This is a genomic window from Duganella sp. CF517 (genome assembly GCF_900110275.1).
In the GTDB taxonomy this organism is placed as follows: domain Bacteria; phylum Pseudomonadota; class Gammaproteobacteria; order Burkholderiales; family Burkholderiaceae_D; genus Rugamonas.
In genome coordinates, this window is record NZ_FODC01000004.1 from 535,215 (window position 1) to 557,770 (window position 22,556).

At 64.7% G+C, this 22,556-nt stretch carries 14 protein-coding genes; 11 read left to right on the plus strand and 3 right to left on the minus strand.

Annotated elements, in window-relative coordinates; translation table 11 throughout:
• Positions 1–3,186, plus strand: coding sequence for an efflux RND transporter permease subunit (locus BMX85_RS18395; protein WP_090321368.1), 3,186 nt, complete (start codon positions 1–3; stop codon positions 3,184–3,186).
• Position 3,187: 1 nt separating this feature from the next.
• Complete coding sequence (locus BMX85_RS18400; protein ID WP_090321371.1) at positions 3,188–4,717, plus strand: efflux transporter outer membrane subunit; 1,530 nt, start codon at positions 3,188–3,190, stop codon at positions 4,715–4,717.
• 72 nt (positions 4,718–4,789) lie between these two features.
• On the opposite strand, the gene BMX85_RS18405 is transcribed toward BMX85_RS18400, so the two are convergent.
• Entirely contained in the window at positions 4,790–5,140 is a 351-nt protein-coding gene (locus BMX85_RS18405; protein ID WP_090321374.1) for a hypothetical protein, read from the minus strand.
• A 158-nt stretch (positions 5,141–5,298) separates the two neighbouring features.
• Here BMX85_RS18405 and ligD point away from each other — a divergent pair, with 158 nt between their 5' ends.
• The gene (gene ligD / locus BMX85_RS18410) at positions 5,299–7,845 is read left to right on the plus strand and encodes a DNA ligase D (protein ID WP_090321377.1); all 2,547 of its coding nucleotides are present in this window, start codon (positions 5,299–5,301) and stop codon (positions 7,843–7,845) included.
• Positions 7,846–7,892: 47 nt separating this feature from the next.
• Here ligD and BMX85_RS18415 read toward each other — a convergent pair whose 3' ends face one another.
• Both BMX85_RS18415 and BMX85_RS18420 read right to left on the minus strand, forming a co-directional pair.
• Positions 7,893–8,870, minus strand: coding sequence for a non-homologous end joining protein Ku (locus BMX85_RS18415; protein WP_090321380.1), 978 nt, complete (start codon positions 8,868–8,870; stop codon positions 7,893–7,895).
• A 3-nt stretch (positions 8,871–8,873) separates the two neighbouring features.
• The gene (locus BMX85_RS18420) at positions 8,874–9,866 is read right to left on the minus strand and encodes an SDR family oxidoreductase (RefSeq protein WP_090322207.1); all 993 of its coding nucleotides are present in this window, start codon (positions 9,864–9,866) and stop codon (positions 8,874–8,876) included.
• 167 nt (positions 9,867–10,033) lie between these two features.
• Here BMX85_RS18420 and BMX85_RS18425 point away from each other — a divergent pair, with 167 nt between their 5' ends.
• The 8 genes from BMX85_RS18425 (at position 10,034) to BMX85_RS18460 (ending at position 22,530) form a co-directional block, all read left to right on the plus strand.
• Positions 10,034–11,521, plus strand: a complete 1,488-nt coding sequence (locus BMX85_RS18425) for a GGDEF domain-containing response regulator (RefSeq protein WP_090321384.1) — start codon at positions 10,034–10,036, stop codon at positions 11,519–11,521.
• A gap of 112 nt (positions 11,522–11,633) precedes the next feature.
• Complete coding sequence (locus BMX85_RS18430) at positions 11,634–12,335, plus strand: hypothetical protein (protein WP_143068028.1); 702 nt, start codon at positions 11,634–11,636, stop codon at positions 12,333–12,335.
• Positions 12,336–12,428: 93 nt separating this feature from the next.
• A complete protein-coding gene (locus tag BMX85_RS18435; RefSeq protein ID WP_090321393.1) occupies positions 12,429–14,585 on the plus strand; it encodes an ATP-binding protein in 2,157 nt (718 codons plus the stop codon).
• Positions 14,586–14,709: 124 nt separating this feature from the next.
• Positions 14,710–15,288, plus strand: coding sequence for a TetR/AcrR family transcriptional regulator (locus tag BMX85_RS18440; protein ID WP_090322212.1), 579 nt, complete (start codon positions 14,710–14,712; stop codon positions 15,286–15,288).
• Positions 15,289–15,304: 16 nt separating this feature from the next.
• The gene (locus tag BMX85_RS18445) at positions 15,305–15,991 is read left to right on the plus strand and encodes a phytanoyl-CoA dioxygenase family protein (protein WP_177196810.1); all 687 of its coding nucleotides are present in this window, start codon (positions 15,305–15,307) and stop codon (positions 15,989–15,991) included.
• A gap of 138 nt (positions 15,992–16,129) precedes the next feature.
• A complete protein-coding gene (locus tag BMX85_RS18450) occupies positions 16,130–17,776 on the plus strand; it encodes a SulP family inorganic anion transporter (protein WP_090321400.1) in 1,647 nt (548 codons plus the stop codon).
• A 205-nt stretch (positions 17,777–17,981) separates the two neighbouring features.
• Positions 17,982–20,141 carry a sensor histidine kinase gene (locus BMX85_RS18455; protein WP_229210555.1) on the plus strand — a complete coding sequence of 720 codons (2,160 nt, stop codon included), beginning with the start codon at positions 17,982–17,984 and terminating at the stop codon, positions 20,139–20,141.
• Between the two features lie 205 nt (positions 20,142–20,346).
• The gene (locus tag BMX85_RS18460; RefSeq protein WP_090321410.1) at positions 20,347–22,530 is read left to right on the plus strand and encodes an EAL domain-containing response regulator; all 2,184 of its coding nucleotides are present in this window, start codon (positions 20,347–20,349) and stop codon (positions 22,528–22,530) included.
• The last annotated feature ends 26 nt before the right edge of the window (positions 22,531–22,556 follow it).

The following is a 22,556-nucleotide window of genomic DNA, read 5'->3' on the forward strand; positions in this document are numbered from 1 at the left end:
ATGAATATCTCCCGATTTTTTGTCGACAAGCCGATTTTCGCGGCCGTACTGTCGATCATTATCTTCGTCGCCGGCTTGATATCGATTTTCAAGCTGCCGATCTCGGAGTACCCGGACGTGGTGCCGCCATCGGTGGTGGTGCGCGCGCAGTATCCGGGCGCGAATCCGAAGATCATCGCCGAAACCGTGGCCGCGCCGCTTGAGGAACAGATCAACGGCGTCGAGAACATGCTCTACATGTCCTCGCAAAACACCTCGGACGGCGCGCTGGCGCTGACCGTCACCTTCAAGATCGGCACCAACGTCGAGCAGGCCGAAACGCAGGTGCAGAACCGCGTCCAGCGCGCGCTTCCGCGTCTGCCGGAAGAGGTGCGCCAGATCGGCGTGACGACCGTCAAGTCGTCGCCCAACCTGACCATGGTGGTCCACCTGTCCTCGCCGAACGGCCGTTACGACGACCTGTATCTGCGTAACTACGCGGTGTTGAACGTCAAGGACCAACTGGCGCGCCTGCCCGGCATGGGCGAGGTGCAGCTGTTCGGCGCCGGCGACTATTCGATGCGCGTTTGGCTCGATCCGCAAAAGGTCGCCCAGCGCAACCTGACCGCCGGCGACATCGTCGATTCGATCCGCGAGCAGAACGTGCAAGTGGCGGCAGGTGTCATCGGCCAGGGCCCGAGCAAGGGCGCGGACTTCCAGCTGACCGTCAATACGCACGGCCGCCTGCAAAGCGAGGAAGAGTTTGGCGACATCGTCGTCAAGACCAACACCGACGGCGCGGTGACGCGTCTGCGCGACGTGGCGCGCCTGGAAATGGGCTCGAACTCGTACGCTTTGCGCTCGCTGCTGAACAACAAATCGGCCGCCGCGATTCCAATCTTCGAAGCACCCAACGCCAACGCCTTGCAGCTGTCGGCCGACGTGCGCTCGACGATGGAACGCCTGTCGAAAGATTTCCCGGAAGGCGTCGCGTACGACATCGTATACGACCCGACCCAATTCGTGCGGGAGTCGATCCGCTCCGTGATCCACACTTTGGTCGAAGCGATCATCCTGGTGGCGCTGGTGGTGATCATCTTCCTGCAAACCTGGCGCGCATCGGTCATTCCGCTGCTGGCCGTTCCCGTCTCGGTGGTCGGCACCTTCGCCGTGATGCTGGCCTTCGGCTTCTCGATCAACACGTTGTCGCTGTTCGGCCTCGTGCTGGCCATCGGTATCGTGGTCGATGACGCGATCGTGGTGGTGGAAAACGTCGAACGTAACATCCACGACGGCCTGGCGCCGCGCGAAGCGACCATCCAGGCGATGAAAGAGGTGAGCGGTCCGATTATCGCCATCGCCCTGGTGCTGTGCGCCGTGTTCGTGCCGATCGCTTTCGTCTCCGGCCTGTCCGGCCAGTTCTACAAGCAGTTCGCGCTGACCATCGCCATTTCGACCGTGATCTCGGCATTCAGCTCGCTGACCCTGGCCCCGGCCCTGGCCGCCGCGCTGCTCAAACCGCACGACGCGCCGAAAGACGCACTGACCCGTGGCATGGACAAGGTGTTCGGCCGCTTCTTCGGCTGGTTCAACCGCTTCTTCAACCGTGCCTCGGACCGTTATGAGAACGGCGTGACCGGCGTATTGAAGCGCAAGGGCGGCTCGCTGGTCGTCTACGCGGTGCTGGCCGTCGCCGCCGGCTTCATGTTCAAGCTGGTGCCGCCGGGCTTCGTGCCGGCGCAGGACAAGCAGTACCTGATCGGCTTCGCCCAGTTGCCGGACGCCGCCTCGCTGGACCGTACCGACGCCGTGATCCGCAAGATGTCGGACATCGCCAAGGACATCCCCGGCATCGACAACTCGATCGCTTTCCCGGGCCTGTCGATCAACGGCTTCACCAACGCGCCGAACGCCGGTATCGTGTTCGTCGGCCTGAGCGCCTTCGACAAGCGTCACGGTAAAGAGCAGTCGGCCGAGGGCATCGCCGCCGAAATGAACAAGCGTATGGGTTCGATCGAAGGCGCGTTCGTGATGGTGCTGCCACCGCCGCCGGTCAACGGCCTCGGTACCACCGGCGGCTTCAAGCTGATGCTGCAGGACCGTGAGAACCAGGGTTACGACGCGCTGTACAAAGCCGTTCAGGCGGTGCAGGCGAAAGCCGCCACCAATCCGAAACTGGCCGGCGTCTTCTCGGGCTACCAGATCAACGTGCCGCAGCTGTTCGCCGACGTCGATCGCGTCAAGGCCAAGCAATTGGGCATCCCGCTGCAGACGATCTACCAGACCTTGCAGATCAATCTGGGCTCGCTGTATGTGAACGACTTCAATCAGTTCGGCCGTACCTACCAGGTGCGCGTCCAGGCCGACCAGCAGTTCCGTTCGCACCCCGAGGATATCGCCCAGCTGAAGGTCCGCAACGACAAGGGCGAGATGATTCCGCTGTCGTCGCTGATGCGCGTCAAGGACACCTATGGCCCGGACCGCGTACAACGCTATAACGCCTTCGTCGCCGCCGAGATCAACGGCGCACCGGCTCCCGGCGTGTCGTCCGGCGAAGCGCAGGCCGAAATGACCAGGATCGTCGAAGAGGTTCTGCCGAAGGGTATCGGCTACGAATGGACGGAACTGGTGTACCAGGACATCCTCTCCGGTAACACGATGATTTATGTGTTCCCGCTGTGCGTACTGCTGGTGTTCCTGGTGCTGGCCGCCCAATACGAAAGCTGGACCCTACCGCTGGCCGTGATCCTGATCGTGCCGATGTCGATCCTGTGCGCGCTGATCGGCGTCAAGCTGACCGCTGGCGACAACAACGTCTTCACGCAGATCGCGCTGTTCGTGCTGGTCGGACTGGCGTCCAAGAACGCGATTCTGATCGTCGAATTCGCCCGTGAACTGGAACACCAGGGTCGTAGCGTGGTCGAAGCGGCGCTGGAAGCTTGCCGCCTGCGTCTGCGTCCGATTCTGATGACGTCGATCGCATTCATCATGGGCGTACTGCCACTGGTGTTCTCGAGCGGCGCGGGTTCCGAAATGCGTCATGCGATGGGCGTGGCGGTGTTCGCCGGCATGCTGGGCGTGACCTTCTTCGGCCTGTTCCTGACGCCGGTGTTCTACGTCCTGCTGCGTAACCTCGCCATCCGCATGGAGCGAAAACCTGCCGCCGCCGGCGACGGCGCGGTGGTAAAACTGGAAGGGACCCATTAATATGAATAAGCTGCAAATGATCGCCAAAGGTGTGGCGCCGGTACTGGCAGCGCTGCTGATGACGGCGTGCGCCGCGCCGGAATTCAAACAGCCGGCCGTGGAAGTGCCGACCGCCTTCAAGGAATCGCAAACGCCGACCGCCGCCGACGTCTCGGTGGCGGTGAGGACCGCCGCCGACGGCAGCACCTGGAAACAGGCGCAGGCCGCCGAGGCGCAGCCGCGCGGCGAATGGTGGCTGGCCTTCAACGATCCGGCCCTCAATGAGCTGATCGCCGAAGCCACCCGCGCCAACGCCAACCTGTCGGTGGCGGCGGCGCGCGTCAAGCAGGCCCGCGCCATCGCCGGCGTGGCCGAAGCCGACCGCATTCCGCAGGTCGGCGTCAACGCCGGCGCCCAGCGTCAGCGCCAGTCGGCGACCTCGCTCGGCCTGCCGCAAGGCGCCGATGTCCAACCGGGCAAGCTGTTTAGCGCGAATCTGACGGCCAGCTACGAGGTCGACCTGTTCGGCCGCGTCTCGTCGAACGTCAGCGCCGCCCGCAGCGACGCCGCCTCGATCGAGGCGACCTACCGCTCGGTGCTGCTGTCGGTGCAAGCGGATGTGGCGCAGACCTACTTCCGTCTGCGCGCCACCGACGCCGAACTGGAAACGCTGAACCGCACGGTGCAAACGCGTGAAGAGGACGTCAAGGTCAACCAGCGTCGTTTCGACCTGGGCGACATCGGCGAATTCGACCTGGCGCGCGCCAAGACCGAACTGGCGACGACGCGCTCCGAATTCATCGGCCTGCAGCGTCAGCGCGTAACGACCGAGCATGCGCTGGCGGTCCTGCTGGGCAAACCGGCGGCCAGCTACACGGCCGGCGTTTCGCCGCTGCTGGACACGGCACTGCTGCCGGTGATCCCGGCCGGCATGCCGTCGTCGCTGCTGGAGCGCCGTCCCGACATCGCCGCCGCGCAGCGCACGATGGAGGCGTCCAACGCCCGCATCGGCGTGGCCCGTTCGGCCATGTTCCCGGCGCTGACGTTGAGCGCGAGCGGTGGCGGCTCGTCGGCCGACACCGTGGCCGAAGTGTTCAAGTGGAGCAGCCGTTCGTGGGTGCTTGGCGCGCTGATGTCGATGCCGATCATCGACGGTGGCCGCAACAAGAACAACATCCTGCGCAGCGAAGCGGCGCTGGAGGAGTCGGTCGGTACGTATCGTCAGAGCGTGCTGGTGGCCTTCGCCGAGGTGGAAGACAACCTGGCCGGCCTGCGCATCCTGGCCGGCCAGACCGCGCAGATGGAAGCGGCGCTGGTGTCGGCGCGCCGTTCGGCCGACCTGGCGCAGAAGCTGTACACGGCCGGCCGTTCGAGCTACATCGATCTGCTGGACGCGCAGCGCAACCTGGCGGCGGTGGAACGCACCGCCGTGCAGCTGCGCGGCACGCGCGCGGTGACCACCGTGGCGCTGATCCGCGCACTGGGCGGCGGCTGGGACAGCGCTGGCGCCGTCACCGCCGCGCCGGCCGCACCGTCGGTAGCCCAGCAGTAAGCTAAGCGCGCACGAAAAAAGCGGACCCGAATCAAACCGGGTCCGCTTTTTTTACGTCTTACAGAATAACGATTACTTCACGACGGCTGGAGCGGCTACGCCATCGGTGGCTTCGGTCTTGGCGGCCTTGGCGTGCGCTTTGGCTTTGGTCTTGTGGGCTTTGGCGTGGGCGTCGGCCTTGTCGGCTTTGGCTTCGGCGTTGGCGACAGCGACGTCTTTTTTGGCGTCGGCTTCTACCTTGGCGGCTTTGGCATCGGCCTTGATTTCAGCCTTGGTTTCCTTGGCGTCGGCTTTGACGACGGCTTTGGTTTCTTTAGCTTCTGCCTTGGCAGCTGCTGGAGTAGCTGGGGTGGTGGCAGGAGTTTGTGCAAAAGCTGCGGTTGCAAACAGGCCGGCGATCAGGGTAGCGATAAGTTTGTTCATGATGAAATCCTCATTCAGGTTTTGATTTAGGGCCGGGACAATTCCCGTGTCACTGAGCAGAAAACGCGGCCCGGATCGGTGTCGTTGACGGCCTTTACAATCGCTTACATGTTCGTCATCGCACAGAGCGGGCGCCCGGGCGGGACTACGCTGGCGTCATGAGCGAATCCCTGAAAACCTATAAAGCCAAGCGTAACTTCGCGATCACCCCAGAACCTGCCGAAGGCGGCCAGGAAGGCGGCGAGTCGCTGACGTTCGTCATTCAGAAACACTGGGCCAGCCGCCTGCATTACGACTTCCGGCTGGAACTCGACGGCGTCATGATGAGTTGGGCCGTGCCCAAGGGGCCGAGTTACGACACCCACGACAAGCGCATGGCCGTTCACGTGGAAGACCATCCGATCTCGTACAACGATTTCGAGGGCACGATACCGCCCAAGCAGTACGGAGCGGGGAAGGTGATCATCTGGGACAAGGGCTATTGGAAGCCGCTGGACGATCCGCGCAAGGCGCTGGCCGCCGGTAATCTGAAATTCCAACTGACCGGGCATAAGATGCGCGGCAAGTGGGTACTGGTGCGGATGAAGGGCAAAGGCGAGAAGCAGGAGCCGTGGCTGCTGATTAAAGAGAAGGACGAACATGCGCGGCCCGCCGAGGAGTTCAGCGTGGTCGACGAGATGCCGGACAGCGTGAAGGCCTTGCCGTTGCCGGGTTCCGCCGCGGCAGTGCCGGCGAAGGTGGCGAAGGGCGCCGCGAAAGTTGCATCCAAGGCTGCGCCGAAGGCGGCTCCCAAGGCCGCCGCTCCGAAAGCCGAGCTGCCCGAGAGCTTGACCCCTCAACTGGCGACCCTGGTTGACGCGCCGCCGTCGTCGCCGGAGGACTGGCTGTTCGAGATCAAATTCGATGGCTACCGGATTCTGACGCGCGTGGAAGGCACGGACATCCGCCTGATCACCCGCAACGGCAACGACTGGACGCACAAAATGCGGCCGCTGCGCGACGCCATCGCTAAAATGAAGCTGCCCTCCGGCTGGTACGACGGCGAGATCGTTGTCCACGATGACGACGGCCGTCCCGATTTCGGCCTGTTGCAAAACGCCTTCGACGAGGATCATCCCGGTGAGATGGTGTACTTCATCTTCGACATCCCATTCCACGACGGCCGCGATCTGCGCGAGACGCCGTTGGATGAGCGCCGTGCAATTCTTGAAAAAGTGATGGCGAAGAAGGCCACGGACACCGTGCGCTATAGCGCCTCGCTGAACGCCACGCCGCAGGACATGATCGCCGCCGCCTGCAGCATGGGGCTGGAGGGCATCATCGGCAAGCGCCGAGATTCGGCATACACGTCGCGTCGCGGCGGCAGCTGGATCAAGCTCAAATGCGGCCAGCGGCAGGAATTCGTCATCGGCGGCTACACCGATCCGCAAGGCTCGCGCAGCGGCTTCGGCTCGCTGCTGCTGGGGACTTACGACAAGGACGGCAAGCTGCAATACGCCGGCAATGTCGGCAGCGGCTTCAACGGCGCCTCGCTAAAGGAGCTCAAGTCCAAGATGGATGCGCTGACGGCCGAAAAGAGCCCGTTCGTGCCGAACAAAGATATCGACAAGCGGGCGCACTGGCTCAAACCGACACTGGTGGCCGAAGTGGCTTTCGGCGAATGGACGCGCTCAGGCTCGATCCGTCATTCCGTGTTCAAAGGGCTGCGCAAGGATAAGAAGGCCAGCGCCATCACGCGCGAGCTGCCATCCCACGTGAAGGAGAAGGAGAACACCGATATGGAAACCTCGACCGCCGTGCAGGGCAAACTGCCGGCTTCACTGAAAGTGACCAATCCCGATCGCGTGATCGATAAGCACAGCGGCGCCACCAAGATCACGCTGGTGCGCTACTACGCTCTGGTGGGCGCCTTGATGCTGCCGCATTTGAAGGGCCGGCCGGTATCGCTGGTGCGGGCGCCGGCCGGCGTCGGCGGCGAGCTGTTTTTCCAGAAGCACGCGGAGACCAACAAGCTGCCCGGCGTGAAGAGTCTCAATCAGGCGCTGGACCCGGACCATCCGCCGATGCTGGAGGTGTCGACGGAGCAGGGTTTGCTGTCGGCCGCGCAGTGGAACGTGGTGGAGCTGCACACGCAGAACGCCAGCGCCACCAGCTACGAAAAGCCGAACCGGATGGTGTTCGATCTCGACCCCGGCAAGGACGTCACGTGGAAGCAGGTGCAGGAAGCGGCGCAGCTGATGCGGGCTTTCCTCGATCATCTCGGCTTGCCGGCGTTTTTGAAGACCAGCGGCGGCAAGGGTTTGCACGTGGTGGTGCCGATCAAGCCGGGGTATGGCTGGGATGACGTGAAGGCGTTCTCGCAGGCGGTCGTGGCGCATATGTCGCAGAATATTCCGGAGCGCTTTGTGCTCAAGAGCGGGCCGAGTAATCGGGTGGGGAAGATCTTTATCGATTATTTGCGCAACGGACGCGGCGCGACGACCGCTTGCGCCTGGTCGGCGAGGGCGCGGCCGGGGTTGGGCATTTCGGTGCCTGTCACCTGGGAGGAGCTTGATAAGCTGACCGGCGGGGATCACTGGACCGTGGGTACGGTGCATACGCGGCTGGATGTCGGGAACTCGCCTTGGGACGGGTACGCGAAGGCCGCCAAAGGACTGGCCCCGGCGATGAAGATGCTGGGTTTTAAGCCAGGTTCGGGAACGTGATGTTTTCACGGCGCGCCTCCGTGGATGGTGGACGCGCCGTGGCTGCGTTATGCGGCCTTGCGTGACGGTGCCGCCTTCGCGGTGCTCTTGGCGGCGGGCGCCTTTTTTGCCGCCGTGGTTTTGCGGCGCGGAGCAGGCGCTTCTTCCTCTTCGTCGTCGCTGCCGGCTTTGGCGGCGGTCTTGCGGGCCGCCGGCTTGGCCGCAGCTTTCGTCCCGCCTTTGCCGGGGCGCTTGCCCAGGCTGTCCTGCAGCAGCGCCACCAGGTCGACCACGTTGGACGCCTTGGCCGGCTTCTCTTCCGCCTCGGCGGCGGTGATCGTCTTGGTCTGACCGGCCTTGACCTTTTTCTTGACCAGGGCCAGCACGTCGTCCTTGTATGTGTCGCGGTACTGCTCCGGCTTCCATTCCTCGCTCATGCCCTCGACCAGCGACAACGCCATCTGCAGTTCCTTGTCGCTGATGCCGGCCCCCTTGGCCGTCGCCGGTGGCAGCTTGAGCTCCTCGGCGCTGCGGATCTCCGCTTCATAGCGCAAGGTATTCAACACGATTTTGTCGTCGATGCATACCAGCGCGCACAGATGCTGCTTGGTGCGGATCACCACCGTCGCGATGCCGATCTTGCCGGCCTTGCGCAGCGTTTCGCGCAGCAGCGCGTAGACCTTGGCACCGCCCTTGGACGGCGCGAGGTAATAGGGTTGCTCGTAATATGTCAGCGGCACGTCGGCCGCATCGACGAAGGCCTGGATGTCGATCGTCCCCGTGGCTTCGACGTTGGCCCGCTTCAGGTCTTCGTCCGACAGGACGACGTATTCGTCCTCCTCGTACTCGTAACCTTTGACGATGTCGTCCCAGGTGACGTCCTTGCCGGTTTTTTTGTTATAGCGCTTATAGCCCACGGGCGAAAAGTCGCGGCGGTCGAGCATCGTCAAATCCAGCTCGTGCGTCTGCACCGCTGAATACAACTCGACCGGAATGTGCACCAGCCCGAAGCTGATGGCGCCTTTCCACAACGCGCGGGCGGCCATGGCTCAGGACCCCACGGAGCCGGTCACCGGCAACACGATGCCGCTGATGTAGCTGGAGCACGACGGCGCGGCCAGGAACACGTAGGCCGGCGACAGTTCCTGCGGCTGCGCGGCGCGGCGCATGTCGGTGGCCTGTCCGAACTTGGCGATGTCCTCCGGCGACTGGTCGGCCGGGTTGAGCGGGGTCCACACCGGTCCCGGCGCGACCGCGTTCACGCGGATGCCCTGGTCCAGCAGGTTGGAGGCGAGCGACATCGTGAACGCGTGGATCGCGCCCTTGGTGGTCGAGTAGTCCAGCAGGTGTTTGGAGCCTTGCAGTCCGACCACCGATCCCGTGTTGATGATGGAGGCGCCGCGCTTCAGGAACGGCAGCACCGCCTTGGCCATGTGGAAGTAGCCGTAGACGTTGGTCTTCATCGTCATGTCGAAGCGCTCTTCGGTCAGGTCGGTGAGCTTTTCGGCGTGTTCCTGGAAGGCCGCGTTGTTGACCAGGATGTCGAGGCGGCCGAAGCGCTCGTGCGTCTGCTCGGCGGCGTCGCGGCAGAAGGCGGCGTCGCGCACGTCGCCGCGCAGCAGCAGGCAGCTTTGGCCCTCCGCCTCGACATAACGTTTGGTGTCGATCGCGTCCTGGTCCTCTTCCAGATAGACGATGGCGACGTCGGCGCCTTCGCGCGCGTACAGCACCGCGACCGCGCGGCCGATGCCGGAGTCGCCGCCGGTGATCAAGGCCACCATGCCGGCCAGCTTGCCGCTGCCGGCGTAGTCGGGCGCCAGGAACTCCGGCTTGAGCGCCATTTGCGCCTCCAGCCCCGGCTTGTCCAGGTGCTGCGAGGGCATCGTGCCCGGATATTCGTGTTCGGTGGTTTGCACTGGACCCTGGCGTTCGCCGGACTGGCTGCCGGATTTTTTCTGCTGGTCGGCCTGGTCCTGCCGTTGCTGGATGTCGCGCTGTTGACTCGCGGTGCCGGCATCGGCCCGGTTTTCGTTGTTTGCCATGATTCTCTCCTTGTGCATCGAAGGAACAGTATTAGCGCCCGGCGCCAGAATGACAGTGCGTTTTTTCACACATGAACGCAGATGGTTGACCGTGCAAGTGCCCGGTTTTGTGGCACACTGGCAGCGAGCGGTTCTGCACAAAAATAGAAATACCTAGGGGCAACAAAATGACCGAGAATCCAGGCCGGTCCGGCAGCGTCGGCGCGTATTTCAGTTCCAGCCGCGACCGGCGCGCGCATTTCCAGACGACGTGCGGCGAGATGTTCTCCCGGCTCGCGATCGTCGACAGCATCGACGATTTGGGAGTGGAGTTGGCGCGCCAGTCCGCCGATCTGCTCGTGCTGGACCTGAACGGCTACGCCCGTCCCGGCGGGCTGGCGGCGATCGGCCACCTGATCATCGACCGCGCCGGCGCGCCGCTGTTGGTGTTGTGCGGGTATGAACAGGGCGGGTGGTTGCCGGAGCTGATGGCCTTCGGCGCCTTCAACTATCTGATTTGCCCGGTGCTCGACGACGATCTGCGGCACGCCATCCGGCGCACCTTGTCGGTGTCCGACAATCCGGCCGCCGCCACGCAGCAGCGCTTGTTCGACAGGGAGCGCGAGTTGCGAGATCTGGTCGGCTTGCAGCGCGGCGTGCAGCACGCCATCGGCGCCATCGACGATATCGACAGGATGGCGGCCAAGGTGTGCCATGCGCTGTGCGGTTTTCCAGGCGTATACCACGCGTCGCTGCTGCATATGAAGGAGCATGGCGATCTGCGGCTGGTCGCGCAGGCGTCGCCCGACGATCTCAATCTGGCCACGCTGTTGGGGCGCACCGACCATCTGATGCTATCGCCGCTGCGGGACGTGTTTCCGCCGCTGATGGCGGTATCTTCCGGGCGCATGGTGCTGCTGGACGCGCCCGAAAAGACGGGCGACCCGGAGTTGGCCATGCGTCTGCATGACCGATACGTGCGCATGGTGCTGGCGCTGCCGCTGCGCTCCGACGCGGGCAATCCGGAGACGGAGTCGGTCATGGGCGCGATTTGCCTCATGTTCGACCGTCACATCCCGTTCTCGCGCGAGCAGTTCGCCACGTTCGCCAGCCTGTCGCAGTTTGTCAGCCTCGGTCTTGGCATGAGCGATTTAAAGCATCGGAACGACGAGCTCTCGGGCCAGCTCTCGCAACTGAGCAGGGTCGATCAATTGACGGGCGCCGCCAACCGCCGCGCCGGCGAGACGATGCTGGACAACGAACTGCGGCGCGCGCGCCGCTACGGCCTGCCGTTGGCGGCGATCTCGTTCGAAGTGAGCAGCTTCCGCTCGTCGAGCGACCCGTATGGCCATCCGCTCGGCGACGCAGCCTTGCGCATGGCTGCGGAGACGGTGATGCGCCGGCTGCGCACCTCCGACATGCTGGCGCGCATGCGCGGGCAGGAGTTTTTGATCGTCGCCACGCACACGGCAGACCACGACGTGATGCTGCTGGCGGAAAAACTGCGCCAGGCGATCGCCGAGGCGGACTTGCCGGGATGCGGCAGCGTCAACGTCGGTCTGGCTATCGCCCAGGCTGGGCCGGAGGACGGCGTCGACACGATTCTCGACCGGCTCGACGCGGCATTGCAGCGCGCCAAACGTGCGGGGCGCAACCATATCGAGTTGGCGGGCTAGGGGCGGGGCTGAACGCAGCCATGGCATCGCGCCGGCCATTGCGGAAAATGAATTTGGCGGTAGACACGCCCTTGGGCTGGAACCCACGGCGTGACCTTTCAGGGAGCGCGGTATGTCGATCATCGGAATATTTTTGACATCGGCCATGGTGAAGCACGCACTATGCGCCTTGGCCGCACTGTTATTACTCGCCGTCAGCACTTCCGCGTCGGCCCAAGCCACATCGCGGCGCTGTGAAGACGCAAGTATTAACGAAGAGCAACCCGGTCCCGCGTGCCTGCTGGCCCATGAAAGCCTCGGACGCTTGAACGTCGATGCCGTCTATTGGAGTCTCGACAAGTATCCCAGCGTGGAGGCCGCGCGGCGCGATAGCGTCAAGGGCGGCTCGATCGTCAAGGCGTTCGGCAGCGTCTGGTTGTTGACGGTGGGTCACTCGGCGTCGCGCCCGGTCAATGGCGAGCACGTCGCCGAAGTCGGGCCCATTTCGCTGGACAAAGATACTTCGTACGATGCGGAATTTCTTAAGTCAACCTTCGCCCCCGGCATGACGGCGCCAATCCACGTCCATTCCGGGCCGGAGGCCTTTTACGCCGTCAGCGGGGATTCCTGCCTGGAGACGCCGGACGGCGTGCAGATTGGCCGCGGCGCCGGCAACACGATGATCGTCCGTGGCGGTCCGCCGATGCTGCTGATGGCGCTGGGCCCCGAACCGCGAAAAGGTTTCGCACTGATCCTGCATGATCCAGCGCTGGCGCCGACGACATTGGTTCATCACTGGACGCCCAAGGGCTTGTGCAAGGCGGCGATGCGCTAGGCGGCCGGGATCCGACGTTAGCCAATGGGGCGGTTCATCGGCGCTTCGCATGATAAAATGCCGCTAACTCCACCCAAGTTCACTCGTCTTCCGATGCAGGTTGCTACCCCCGTAACACTCACCAATTGTGCGGATGAACCCATCCACATTCCTGGAAGCATACAGCCGCATGGCGCGCTGCTGGCGTTCGACCTCGCCGGCGCATTGATCGCCTGGAGCGGCAATGCGCCGGACCTGCTGGCCGTGGCGCCGGCGCTGGACATGCCGCTGGCATCGCTCGCGCTCCCGGCCGGCGTGCACGAAGCGGTGGCCGAATGCCTGGAGAGTGTCGAAAGTGGCGAGGCGCCCGCGACGGCGCTCGAGGTGGTGATCGGCTCCTTGCAGTTCGATTGCATCGTGCACGTTCACTGCGAGCGGCTCATCATTGAATTCGAATTGCGCCACACTGCCAGCGATGCGGTGGCCGCTTTCGCATTGAAAGCCCACACCGCGATCGACCGCCTGAAGCGGCAGAAATCCATCGACGCGCTGTTGCAGATGGCTACCGAGCAGGTGAGGACCATCACCGGCTTCGACCGCGTGATGGCGTATCGCTTCCATCACGACGACAGCGGCGATGTGACCGCCGAGGCGCACCGCGACGGCCTCGAGCCCTACCTGGGCCGCCGCTATCCGGCCGGCGATATTCCGGCGCAGGCGCGCCGTCTCTACATCATCAACACGCTGCGGCTGATTGCCGATGTCGCTTATTCGCCGTCGCCGCTGGTCGGGCGCGCCGGCGACGCGCCGCTGGACTTGAGCCACAGCGTGCTGCGCAGCGTGTCGCCGATCCACGTCGAGTATCTGCAGAACATGGGCGTTGGCGCGTCGATGAGCGTATCGATCGTAGTTGCCGGCCGTCTGTGGGGGCTGCTGGCCTGCCACCATATGTCGCCGTTGCAAGTGCCTTATTCGGTGCGCATGGCGGCCGACGTGATGGCGCAGGTGATCGCCTCGCTGGTGCAGTCGATCGAGGCGCGCGAGCGCGCCCGGATGGTCGAGCAAGCGGCCGAAGTGCGCACGCGCGTGATGGAAACGCTGCTGCACAACGACGAGGCGGTGCGGGCGCTGCTGGAGCACGCGCCGGCGCTGTGTCAATCGCTGCGGGTGGAGGCGCTGGTGGTGACCCAGTATGGCAAGGTGATGGTATATGGCGACGTCGATGCCGGACTGGCCGCGGCCATGGTGGCGTCGCTGCCCGAAAGCGGCACCGACCTGGTCGAACGCACCTGCGTGGCGGATTGGCCCGAGGTGATGCAGGCGGTGCTGGGGCAATGGGCCGGCCTGCTGGCGCTGCGCTTCGACCCGGCGACGTCGGGGTGGCTGTTGGGCCTGCGGCGCGAACAGATCCACACGATACGCTGGGCCGGACGCCCGGAGAAGGAGGTCCGTGTCGGGCCGCTGGGTTCCCGCTTGACGCCACGCGGTTCCTTCGACGAATGGCGCGAGATGGTGCGCGGCCGTGCCGTGCCGTGGGACGCCGTCGAGCGGCTGGCCGCCACCCAGCTGCTGGGCGAGATGAACCGTGCCAGCGTCGCCAAGCACGTGGAAATGGACCGCGCGCGCGCGCAGTTGCTCGCCATGCTCGGTCACGACCTGCGCGGCCCGCTGCATGCGATCAATATGGCGGCGACCGTGATGCAGCACGGCGGCGCCACCACCATGGGCAGCCGCATCCAGGCGTCGAGCACGCGCATGGAGCGGCTGATCAGCCAGGTGCTCGACATGAGCCGCATCAATGGCGGACTCGGTTTGGGCGTGGCCTTGATCGAGGTTGACCTGGTGCCTTTGCTGCGCGATCTGCTGGATGAAGTCCAGACCGCGCACGCCGGTCTGCGCATCGACGCGAATTTGCCGCCGACGTTGCTGGTGCGGGCGGACGGCGACCGGATGATGCAGGTGATGAGCAATCTGGTCAGCAACGCGCGCCACCATGGCGATGCTGGCGAACCGATCGAAGTGGCCTTGATCGACCTCGGGGGCCAGGTGGTGCTGGAGGTGCGCAACAAAGCGCCGGCCATCCCGGACGAGCTGCTGCCCACTTTGTACAGTCCGCTCAAGCATACGTCGGTCGGCAACGTGCGCAATCGCGGCGGCCTTGGCCTGGGTTTGCATATTGCGCAGGAAATCGTCCAGCAGCATGGCGGCAGCATCGAATACCGCTATGACGCGCCCCACGTTGTGTTTGCCGTCGCATTGCCGCGCGGCTGAGCGCCGCTCCCCTTGTCCCGCCGCGAGCCGCTGCAAATACTGCGATGATTCGATGTGCGCCCGATTCTTACATTACGCTCATCATGTATGATGGCGGGGATTGTTTAAAGATCCGGAGTCGCACATGAAAGTCAGCAGGGAGCAGGTGGCGCTCAACCGCGAGCGCATCGTCGAGACGGCGGCGCGGTTGTTCCGTCAGAAGGGCTACGACGGCATCGGCGTGGTCGATCTGATGAAAAGCGCTGGTTTGACGCATGGCGGGTTTTACGGCCACTTCGCCTCCAAAGAGGATTTGCTGGCCGAGGCCACCGCGCATGCGTTCAACAAGTCGGTCGGGCGCTGGCGCGAGCGGGCGGCGGCGGCCCCCGATGCGCCGAAGACGGCGATGGCGAGCATCGGCGACAGTTATTTGTCGGTAAAGCATCGCGACGGGCCGGAATTGGGGTGTTCCATCACCTCCCTGGGGCCGGATATCGCGCGCCTCGGTCCCAAGGTGCGCCAGGCGCTGACCGAGGGCGCGAAGGGGCAGGTCGCGGTGCTGGAGCAGTTGGTGCCGGGTGAGGATGATGCGGCCAAGCGCAGGCAGGCCCTGGCCACCTACGCGGCGATGGTCGGGGCGATCGTGCTGGCCAGGGCGGTCGATGACGAGCAGATGTCGCTGGAGATCCTGGACGCGGTTCGGGCGTCGTTGCCGGGGACTTGACGGGGACGGTGCGAATATGACACCACAACAGCTGTCGTCGTTTAACGAGCAAGGGTATCTGCTCCTCAGGGGAGCGATACCGAAGAAACAGCTAAATAACGCGCGCGACGACGTTTTGGCCGAGTTAAAGCGATTGAACCTGTGGTCGTCCGGCAAATGCCTGTCGGCGATGAACAAGGCCCTTACGCCATTCCAGGAAACGGTAAAGATATCCTCGGCGATCAGGGACCAGCATCTGCACAACCGGCTATTGCCAGAGCAAGTCGTCTCCATGCTGCCTAAGCTGGCAGGACGGGAGCTAGCGTTTGCCCATCAACAGATGCTGGTTTCCCTGCCGAACCAGGGCGCCTGGTCGCTGACCGGCTTGAACTGGCATACCGATGTCGCCTCGTCGTCTTCCGAACTGGTCCCGGGAATCCAGGCTTTTATTCTGATCGATCAGGTAAAGAGCCACGGTGGTGGCACGCTGGCGTTGGCAGGTTCACATCTCTTCAATCGCCGCAATATTCTTCGCGGCCAAGCTTGCGACATTTTGCGCGCGGGCGGCGACGTGACGCAACTGGCGCCTGGTGTTTCTATCGTCGAAATGTCGGGCGAAGCAGGTGACGTCTACTTAATGGATATGCGTGTATTGCACACACCATCGATCAATGCGACGCATAACGTCAGGATCATGGCCACTGTCCGTTTTCTCCGGAAGTAACCGCGCCCGTCCTGGTTCGGGCATTGAGCGGCGCTGCTTATGCGTTTTTCGCATTACGTAATGTAAAAAAGGAGTTTGGCGCTGGACCGGCTGTGTCCGATCGCGTACGCTGGCGGTTTTCAGGTTCTCGGAACGACGATGCTGCATTGGTTGAAGCACTACCGGCGCGCGCTGCTGCCTGGCGATATCAGCGCCGGCCTGGTGGTCGCCATGATGATGATCCCGCAGGGGATGGCCTACGCGCTGGTCGCCGGCGTGCCGCCGGTGGTCGGCATCTACGCCAGCATCCTGCCGCCGGTGGTCTACGCGCTGTTCGGCAGCAGCATGACGCAATCGGTCGGGCCGATGGCCATCGTGTCGCTGATGACGGCGGCCGCCATCGGGCCGCTGGCGCCGGCCGGTTCGGCGCTGGCCACGGTGCTGGCGGCCCAGCTGGCGATGGTGGCCGGCGCGGTGCTGCTGTTGTGCGGCCTGCTGCGCATGGGCTTCCTGGCCAATTTCTTTTCCCGCCCCGTGATGAGCGGCTTCACCGTGGGCTCGGCGATCGTCATCGCCTTCGATCAAATCCATACCTTGCTTGGCGCGCCGCTGCCCCATATCCACATTCCGAGCGCGGCGCTGGGCGTCGGCTCGCTGCTGCTGCTGGTGCTGTCGAAGTTTTATCTGGCCGGCCTGCTGCGCCGCTGCGGCCTGCCGCCGGCCGTTGCCGATATCGGCTCCAAGCTGGCGCCGATGCTGGTGGTCCTGGGCGGCATCGCGCTGATGGCCGGCACCGGCCTGGGCGAGATGGGCGTGCGCACCACCGGCGCCGTGCCGCCGGGACTTCCGCGCCTGAACCTGGCCACCTCCAGCGCCCACTGGCCGCAGTTGCTGCAACCGGGCCTGCTGGTCGGCTTCATCGTGTTCCTGATGTCGATGTCGGCGGCGCAGTCGCTGGCGCTCAAGCGCAACGAGAAGCTGGTCAGCAACCATGAACTGGTCGGGCTGGGCGCGGCCAACGTCGCCAGCGCGCTGTCGGGCGGCTTTCCGGTCACGGGCAGCCTGTCGCGCTCCGCCGTCAATTTCGCCGCCGGCGCCAACACGCCGCTGGCGAGCCTGATCACGGCGGCGCTGCTGGCCTGCGCGCTGCTGGCGCCGACCGGCTGGCTGGCGCTGCTGCCCCTGCCGACCCTGGCGGCGACCATCATCGTCGCCGTGCTGGGCATGCTGGAACTGGGCATCCTGCGCACCGCCTGGCAGTACGACCGCAGCGATGCGCTGGCCTGGGGCGCGACCTGCCTGGGCGTGCTGGCGCTGGGCGTGGAGGCCGGCGTGATCGTCGGCGTGGCGCTGTCGATGGGAACCCTGATCTGGCGCGCCAGCCGGCCGCACATCGCGGTGCTGGGACGGATCGCCGGCAGCGAGCATTTCCGCAATATCGAACGCTATCCGGCCGAGACGCGGCCGGAACTGCTGGTGCTGCGCATCGACGCCAATCTGTTCTTCGGCAACGTGGAGGCGGTGTCCGAGCGCATCGAGTGCGAGCTGGCGACCCATCCGAGCGCGCGCCACCTGGTGCTGGTGATGACGGCGGTCAGTTCGATCGACACCACCGCGCTGTTCGCGCTGTCGGAGCTCAATCAAAGCCTCAAGCGGCGCGGCATCGGCATGCACCTGGCCGAGGTCAAGGGGCCGGTGATGGACCGGCTGCGCCAAAGCGACTTGCTGCGCGACCTGAACGGCAAACTGTTCCTCAGCACCGCGATGGCTTCGGACCACCTGCTGGCGGCCGGCAAGGAGGCTTGAATTGCGTTATGCAAATAACCATTATGAATATTATTTATACATTTAATGCCTGTGGGTAATAATACGCATGGACTTCCGGCCGTTTTGAAACTATGATTTAACTCCCGGGTTCCCGGCCCCGCCACTGGGGCCCCGCAGACTAACTATCGACTGGTTGCCGATGCTGTACCGACTTGCCCGCCGCGCAGGCAGAATCTCCATCGCCATGTTTGTCAGCGTCACGCTGACCGCCGTGGTGACCTTGGTATTGACCACCTTCGCGCTGTATTTCTACCAGGTAGAGCGGGCTCATCGTTGGGAGCAGCTGCGGCAGACGCTGTCCAATAGCGCCGACGAGCTGGCGTCGGCCGTGGCGCTGCCGGCCTGGAATTTCGACGAGACGCAGATCACCACCATCATGCGCAGCGGCTTGAGCAACCGCGATCTGTACGCCAGCGCGGTGGTGCCGGCCGCCGGCAGCCGTCCGTTCATCCTCGCCCGCGACAGCGCCGGCCACCTGGTCGAGGTGGCGCGCGAACCGAACGACCCCGAGCTGCTGTCGGAGCGGCGGTCCATCGTTGCCGCCGGCCGCAACATCGGCGCCATCACCGTGTACGCCTCGCCGGTGGTGCTGCTCGAGCAGCTGCGCCAGCGGCTCTACACCATCATCGGCATGATCTTCGTGCTCGACGTGACCCTCGTCTTCAGCCTTTATCTGCTGCTGTCGCAGCTGATTTTCAAACCCATCACCACCATCGAGCGCTACGCCGCCAACGTCAAGGCGGGCCAGAACCCGGGCGCCTTGCCGCCGCGCGACTGGTTTTTCGGCGAACTCAAGACCCTCAATTCCTCGATCCGCGACATGGTGCGCCTGATGGACAGCCGCTACGTGGCCATGCACGCCAGCGAGGAGCGGCTGCAGATCGCCAGCAGCGCGGCGGCCATCGGCATCTGGGACTGGAACATCGTCAGCGAAGAATTGGTGTGGGACGAGCAGATGCACCGCCTGTACGGCATGGACGACGCCGCCCCGGCCGGCGCGGCCGGCTCCATGGACGACTGGATCGCGCGCATGCACCCGGACGACGCCATCCCGGTGCGCGCGCTGCTGGACCGCGCGCTGAGCGGGCGCGGCGACTTCGACGTCGAGTTCCGCGTGGTCTGGCCGGACGGCTCGCTGCACTACCTGAAGGGCGAGGCGATGATCTTCCGCGACGCCGACGGCCATCCGGCGCGCGTGGTGGGCGTCAACTACGACATCACCGGGCACAAGGTGGCCGAGCAGGAGCTGCGCCGCCACCGCATCCACCTGGAGGAGCTGGTGGCCGAGCGCACCAACGCGCTGTCGGTGGCGGTGCGCCAGGCGCAGGCGGCCAACCAGGCCAAGAGCATCTTCCTGGCCAATATGAGCCACGAGCTGCGCACGCCGCTCAATTCCGTGATCGGCTTTTCGCGCCTGATGGCCGATTCGAAGAACATGCTGCCGGAGGAAAAGCGCAACCTGGAGATCATCCACCGCTCCGGCGAACATCTGCTCACGTTGATCAACGATATCCTCGAGCTGTCCAAGATCGAGGCCGGGCGCGCGGTGCTGCAGACGGAGATCATGAGCATCGACGAAATCCTGCAGGAAGTGATGGACATGGTCAGCATGCGCGCCGGCCAGACCGGCGTCGAGCTGGAACTCGACAGCGCCTGCGTGCCGGCCGGGGCGCGGGTGGACGGCACCAAGCTGCGCCAGGTGTTGCTCAACCTGATGTCGAACGCGGTCAAGTTCACCGGCCAGGGCAAGGTCACCTTGCGGGTGCGCGGCGCCATGCGCAAGGTCGACGGCGCCTGCGAGTGCGAGCTGGCGTTCGCCGTCATCGACGACGGCCCGGGCATCTCGCCGATGGACCAGACCCGCATCTTCGAGCCCTTCGTCCAGGCCGACGGCCCGGGCGCGAAGGAGGGCACCGGCCTGGGACTGGCCATTTCGCGCGAGTTCGTCCAGCTGATGGGCGGCGTGCTGTCGGTGCAGTCGGTGCGCGGCGACGGCGCCACCTTCCAGTTCACGATCAAGGTGCCGGTGGCCGAGGCGCGGGCCGACGCGGATGCGCCGGCGGAGGCGCCGCAGCGCGGGCGCCGCGTGGTGGTCGCCGACGACGGCGCCGATGCCAACGCGCCGCTGTCGGGTGCCGACCTGGCGCGGCTCGAGCCGGCCTTGCGGCGCCAGCTCAAGGTGGCGCTGCAGGAACTGAACCTGGCGCGCGTGGCGCTGTTGCTGCGGCCCTTGCCGGGGCAACTGGCCGGCGTGGTTCGGCGCGTCGAGCACATGGTGCGGCTGCACCAGTACCCGCAGCTGTGCGCCTTGCTGGACCAGGCGGATAGCGAACTCGAGGCTTAGGCCCGACAGGTATATGATAGTAGTGAGTGGATATATTGGTAATATTAATAGTACATGTATCCAGTCCCGGTATTAAGCCCGGTATTAAGCCCCGGTATTAAACGCGGCGATTAAAGGCAAGCATTCGGGGCGATACGTGACATGACGATATCGCCGGTATCCTGTAGGCGGACAGCGGCGGCGGAACAAGGCGAGAGAGTTTTACATGCACCGGGATTTATCGGAACAACACACCAAGGGCGAAGTGCTGATCGTGGAGGACACGCCGGCTTCGCTCAAGCTGCTTAGCGACCTGCTGACGGAGGCCGGCTATTACGTGCGTCAAGCCCCCAACGGCGAGCTGGCGCTGTGGACCGCCCAGTCGCGCCCGCCGGAGCTGATCCTGCTCGACATCCGCATGCCCGGCATCGACGGCTTCGAGGTGTGCCGCCGCCTGAAGGAGTCGCCGCAGCTGTGCAACGTGCCGGTGATCTTCCTGTCGGCGCAGCACGACACCGACGACAAGGTGCGTGGCTTCGCGCTCGGCGCGGTCGATTTCATCGCCAAGCCGTTCCAGGCCGAGGAGATTTTGGCCCGCACCGACGCCCATGTGCGCCTGAGCCGCGCCCAGCACGCGCTGGCGGTGGAACGCTCGCTGCTCGAGCAGCGGGTGGCCGAGCGCACCGAGGAACTGGCCAAGGAAGTCGAGCAGCGCCGCGCCAACGAGGAGTTCCTGCGCCTGGCCAGCCAGGTGTTCGAGGCCACCCAGGACGCCATCGTCGTCACCGACCGCGAGGCGCGCATCGTCGCCACCAATCCCGCCTTCACGCAAATCTCCGGCTACGAGGCGCAGGAGGTGATCGGCAAGAACGTCGTCATGCTGCACGCCGGCGAACAGGATGCGGCGGCCTTCGACCAGATGCTGCAGTCGGTGGTCAACACCGGCCTGTGGTCGGGCGAGATCATGGCGCGCCGCAAGAACGGCGACGTCTACCCCGGGCTGCTGAGCGCCTCGGTGGTGCGCGACGACACCGGCCAGGTGGTCAACCACGTGGCCGTGTTCATGGATATCAGCGAGCGCAAGGCCGAGCAGCACCTGATCGACTTCCTGTCCAACCACGACGCGCTCACCGGGCTGCCCAACCGGCTGCTGGCGCGCCAGCGCTTCGAACAGACCCTGGGCACGGCGCGCCGCGAGGGCGGCTGCGTGGCCGTCATGTGCCTCGACATGGACCGCTTCAAGAGCATCAACGACTCGTACGGCCACGAAGTCGGCGACAAGGCGCTGCAGGTGATCTCGCGCTTCCTGACCGATTGCGTGCGCGAGGGCGACACCGTCACCCGCCAGGGCGGCGACGAGTTCCAGATCATCGTCGCCGACGACGCCCAATTGAGCGCGACGATGCCGATGGCGCAAAAGATTTTGGCCGGGCTGCGCAAGGAGCTGGTGATCGACGGCCAGCAGATCACCGTCACCTCCAGCATCGGCATCGCCGTCAGCCTGACCGACGGCGACAGCTTCGAAGAGCTGCTGCGCAACGCCGACACGGCGCTGTTCCGGGCCAAGGAGATCGGCCGCGACAACTACGCCTTCTTCACCGAGCGCATGGACGCGGAGATCCGCGACAAGCTGGCGATCCAGAGCCAGCTGCGCGGCGCCATCGCCCGCGACGAGTTCGAGGTCCACTACCAGCCGCAAATGTGCCTGAAAAGCGGCGTGATGGCCGGCGCCGAGGCGCTGCTGCGCTGGAACAACGCGGTGCTGGGCCGGGTGCCGCCGAACCGCTTCATCCCGCTGGCCGAGGAGTATGGCCTGGTCAATACGATCGGCGAATGGGTGCTCGAAAGCGTATGCGCGCAGATCAAGGTGTGGCAGGACCAGGGGCTGGGCGACATCAAGGTGGCGGTCAACCTGGCCGCCGGGCAGTTCGCCAACGACGCCACCGTGCCGTATGTGGAAAGCACCTTGCGCAAATACGGCATCGCGCCGGCCTGCCTGGGCCTGGAGATCACCGAGGGCACCGTGATGGGCGATCCGAACAAGGCGGTGGCGGCGCTGCGCAAACTCAAGGACATCGGCGTCAGCATCTCGCTCGACGACTTCGGCACCGGCTATTCGAGCCTCAGTTACCTGAAACGCTTCCCGATCGATGTGCTCAAGATCGACAAATCGTTCGTCGACGACGTCACCACCAGCGCCAACGACGCGGCGATCGCGCTGTCGGTGATCTCGCTGGCGCACAACCTGAACATGCGGGTGATCGCCGAGGGGGTGGAGACGCGCGAGCAGGTGCGCTTCCTGACCGAGCGCGGATGCGACGAGATGCAGGGATATTATTTCAGCCCTCCGCTCAATGGCGAGGCCTTCACCGCGCTGCTGCGCGAACGACGTAATCTGTTGGACATGTAATCAACCCTTCCACCACTGGAGCTCTA

Bases quoted from the DNA above. Each gene is read 5' to 3' on its own strand.
- ligD (WP_090321377.1), top strand. From the start codon at position 5,299: ATGAGCGAATCCCTGAAAACCTATAAAGCCAAGCGTAACTTCGCGATC.
- BMX85_RS18405 (WP_090321374.1), bottom strand. From the start codon at position 5,140: ATGAACAAACTTATCGCTACCCTGATCGCCGGCCTGTTTGCAACCGCA.
- BMX85_RS18415 (WP_090321380.1), bottom strand. From the start codon at position 8,870: ATGGCCGCCCGCGCGTTGTGGAAAGGCGCCATCAGCTTCGGGCTGGTG.
- BMX85_RS18395 (WP_090321368.1), top strand. From the start codon at position 1: ATGAATATCTCCCGATTTTTTGTCGACAAGCCGATTTTCGCGGCCGTA.
- BMX85_RS18420 (WP_090322207.1), bottom strand. From the start codon at position 9,866: ATGGCAAACAACGAAAACCGGGCCGATGCCGGCACCGCGAGTCAACAG.
- BMX85_RS18455 (WP_229210555.1), top strand. From the start codon at position 17,982: ATGTTTGTCAGCGTCACGCTGACCGCCGTGGTGACCTTGGTATTGACC.
- BMX85_RS18435 (WP_090321393.1), top strand. From the start codon at position 12,429: ATGCAGGTTGCTACCCCCGTAACACTCACCAATTGTGCGGATGAACCC.
- BMX85_RS18460 (WP_090321410.1), top strand. From the start codon at position 20,347: ATGCACCGGGATTTATCGGAACAACACACCAAGGGCGAAGTGCTGATC.
- BMX85_RS18400 (WP_090321371.1), top strand. From the start codon at position 3,188: ATGAATAAGCTGCAAATGATCGCCAAAGGTGTGGCGCCGGTACTGGCA.
- BMX85_RS18425 (WP_090321384.1), top strand. From the start codon at position 10,034: ATGACCGAGAATCCAGGCCGGTCCGGCAGCGTCGGCGCGTATTTCAGT.
- BMX85_RS18440 (WP_090322212.1), top strand. From the start codon at position 14,710: ATGAAAGTCAGCAGGGAGCAGGTGGCGCTCAACCGCGAGCGCATCGTC.
- BMX85_RS18430 (WP_143068028.1), top strand. From the start codon at position 11,634: ATGTCGATCATCGGAATATTTTTGACATCGGCCATGGTGAAGCACGCA.
- BMX85_RS18445 (WP_177196810.1), top strand. From the start codon at position 15,305: ATGACACCACAACAGCTGTCGTCGTTTAACGAGCAAGGGTATCTGCTC.
- BMX85_RS18450 (WP_090321400.1), top strand. From the start codon at position 16,130: ATGCTGCATTGGTTGAAGCACTACCGGCGCGCGCTGCTGCCTGGCGAT.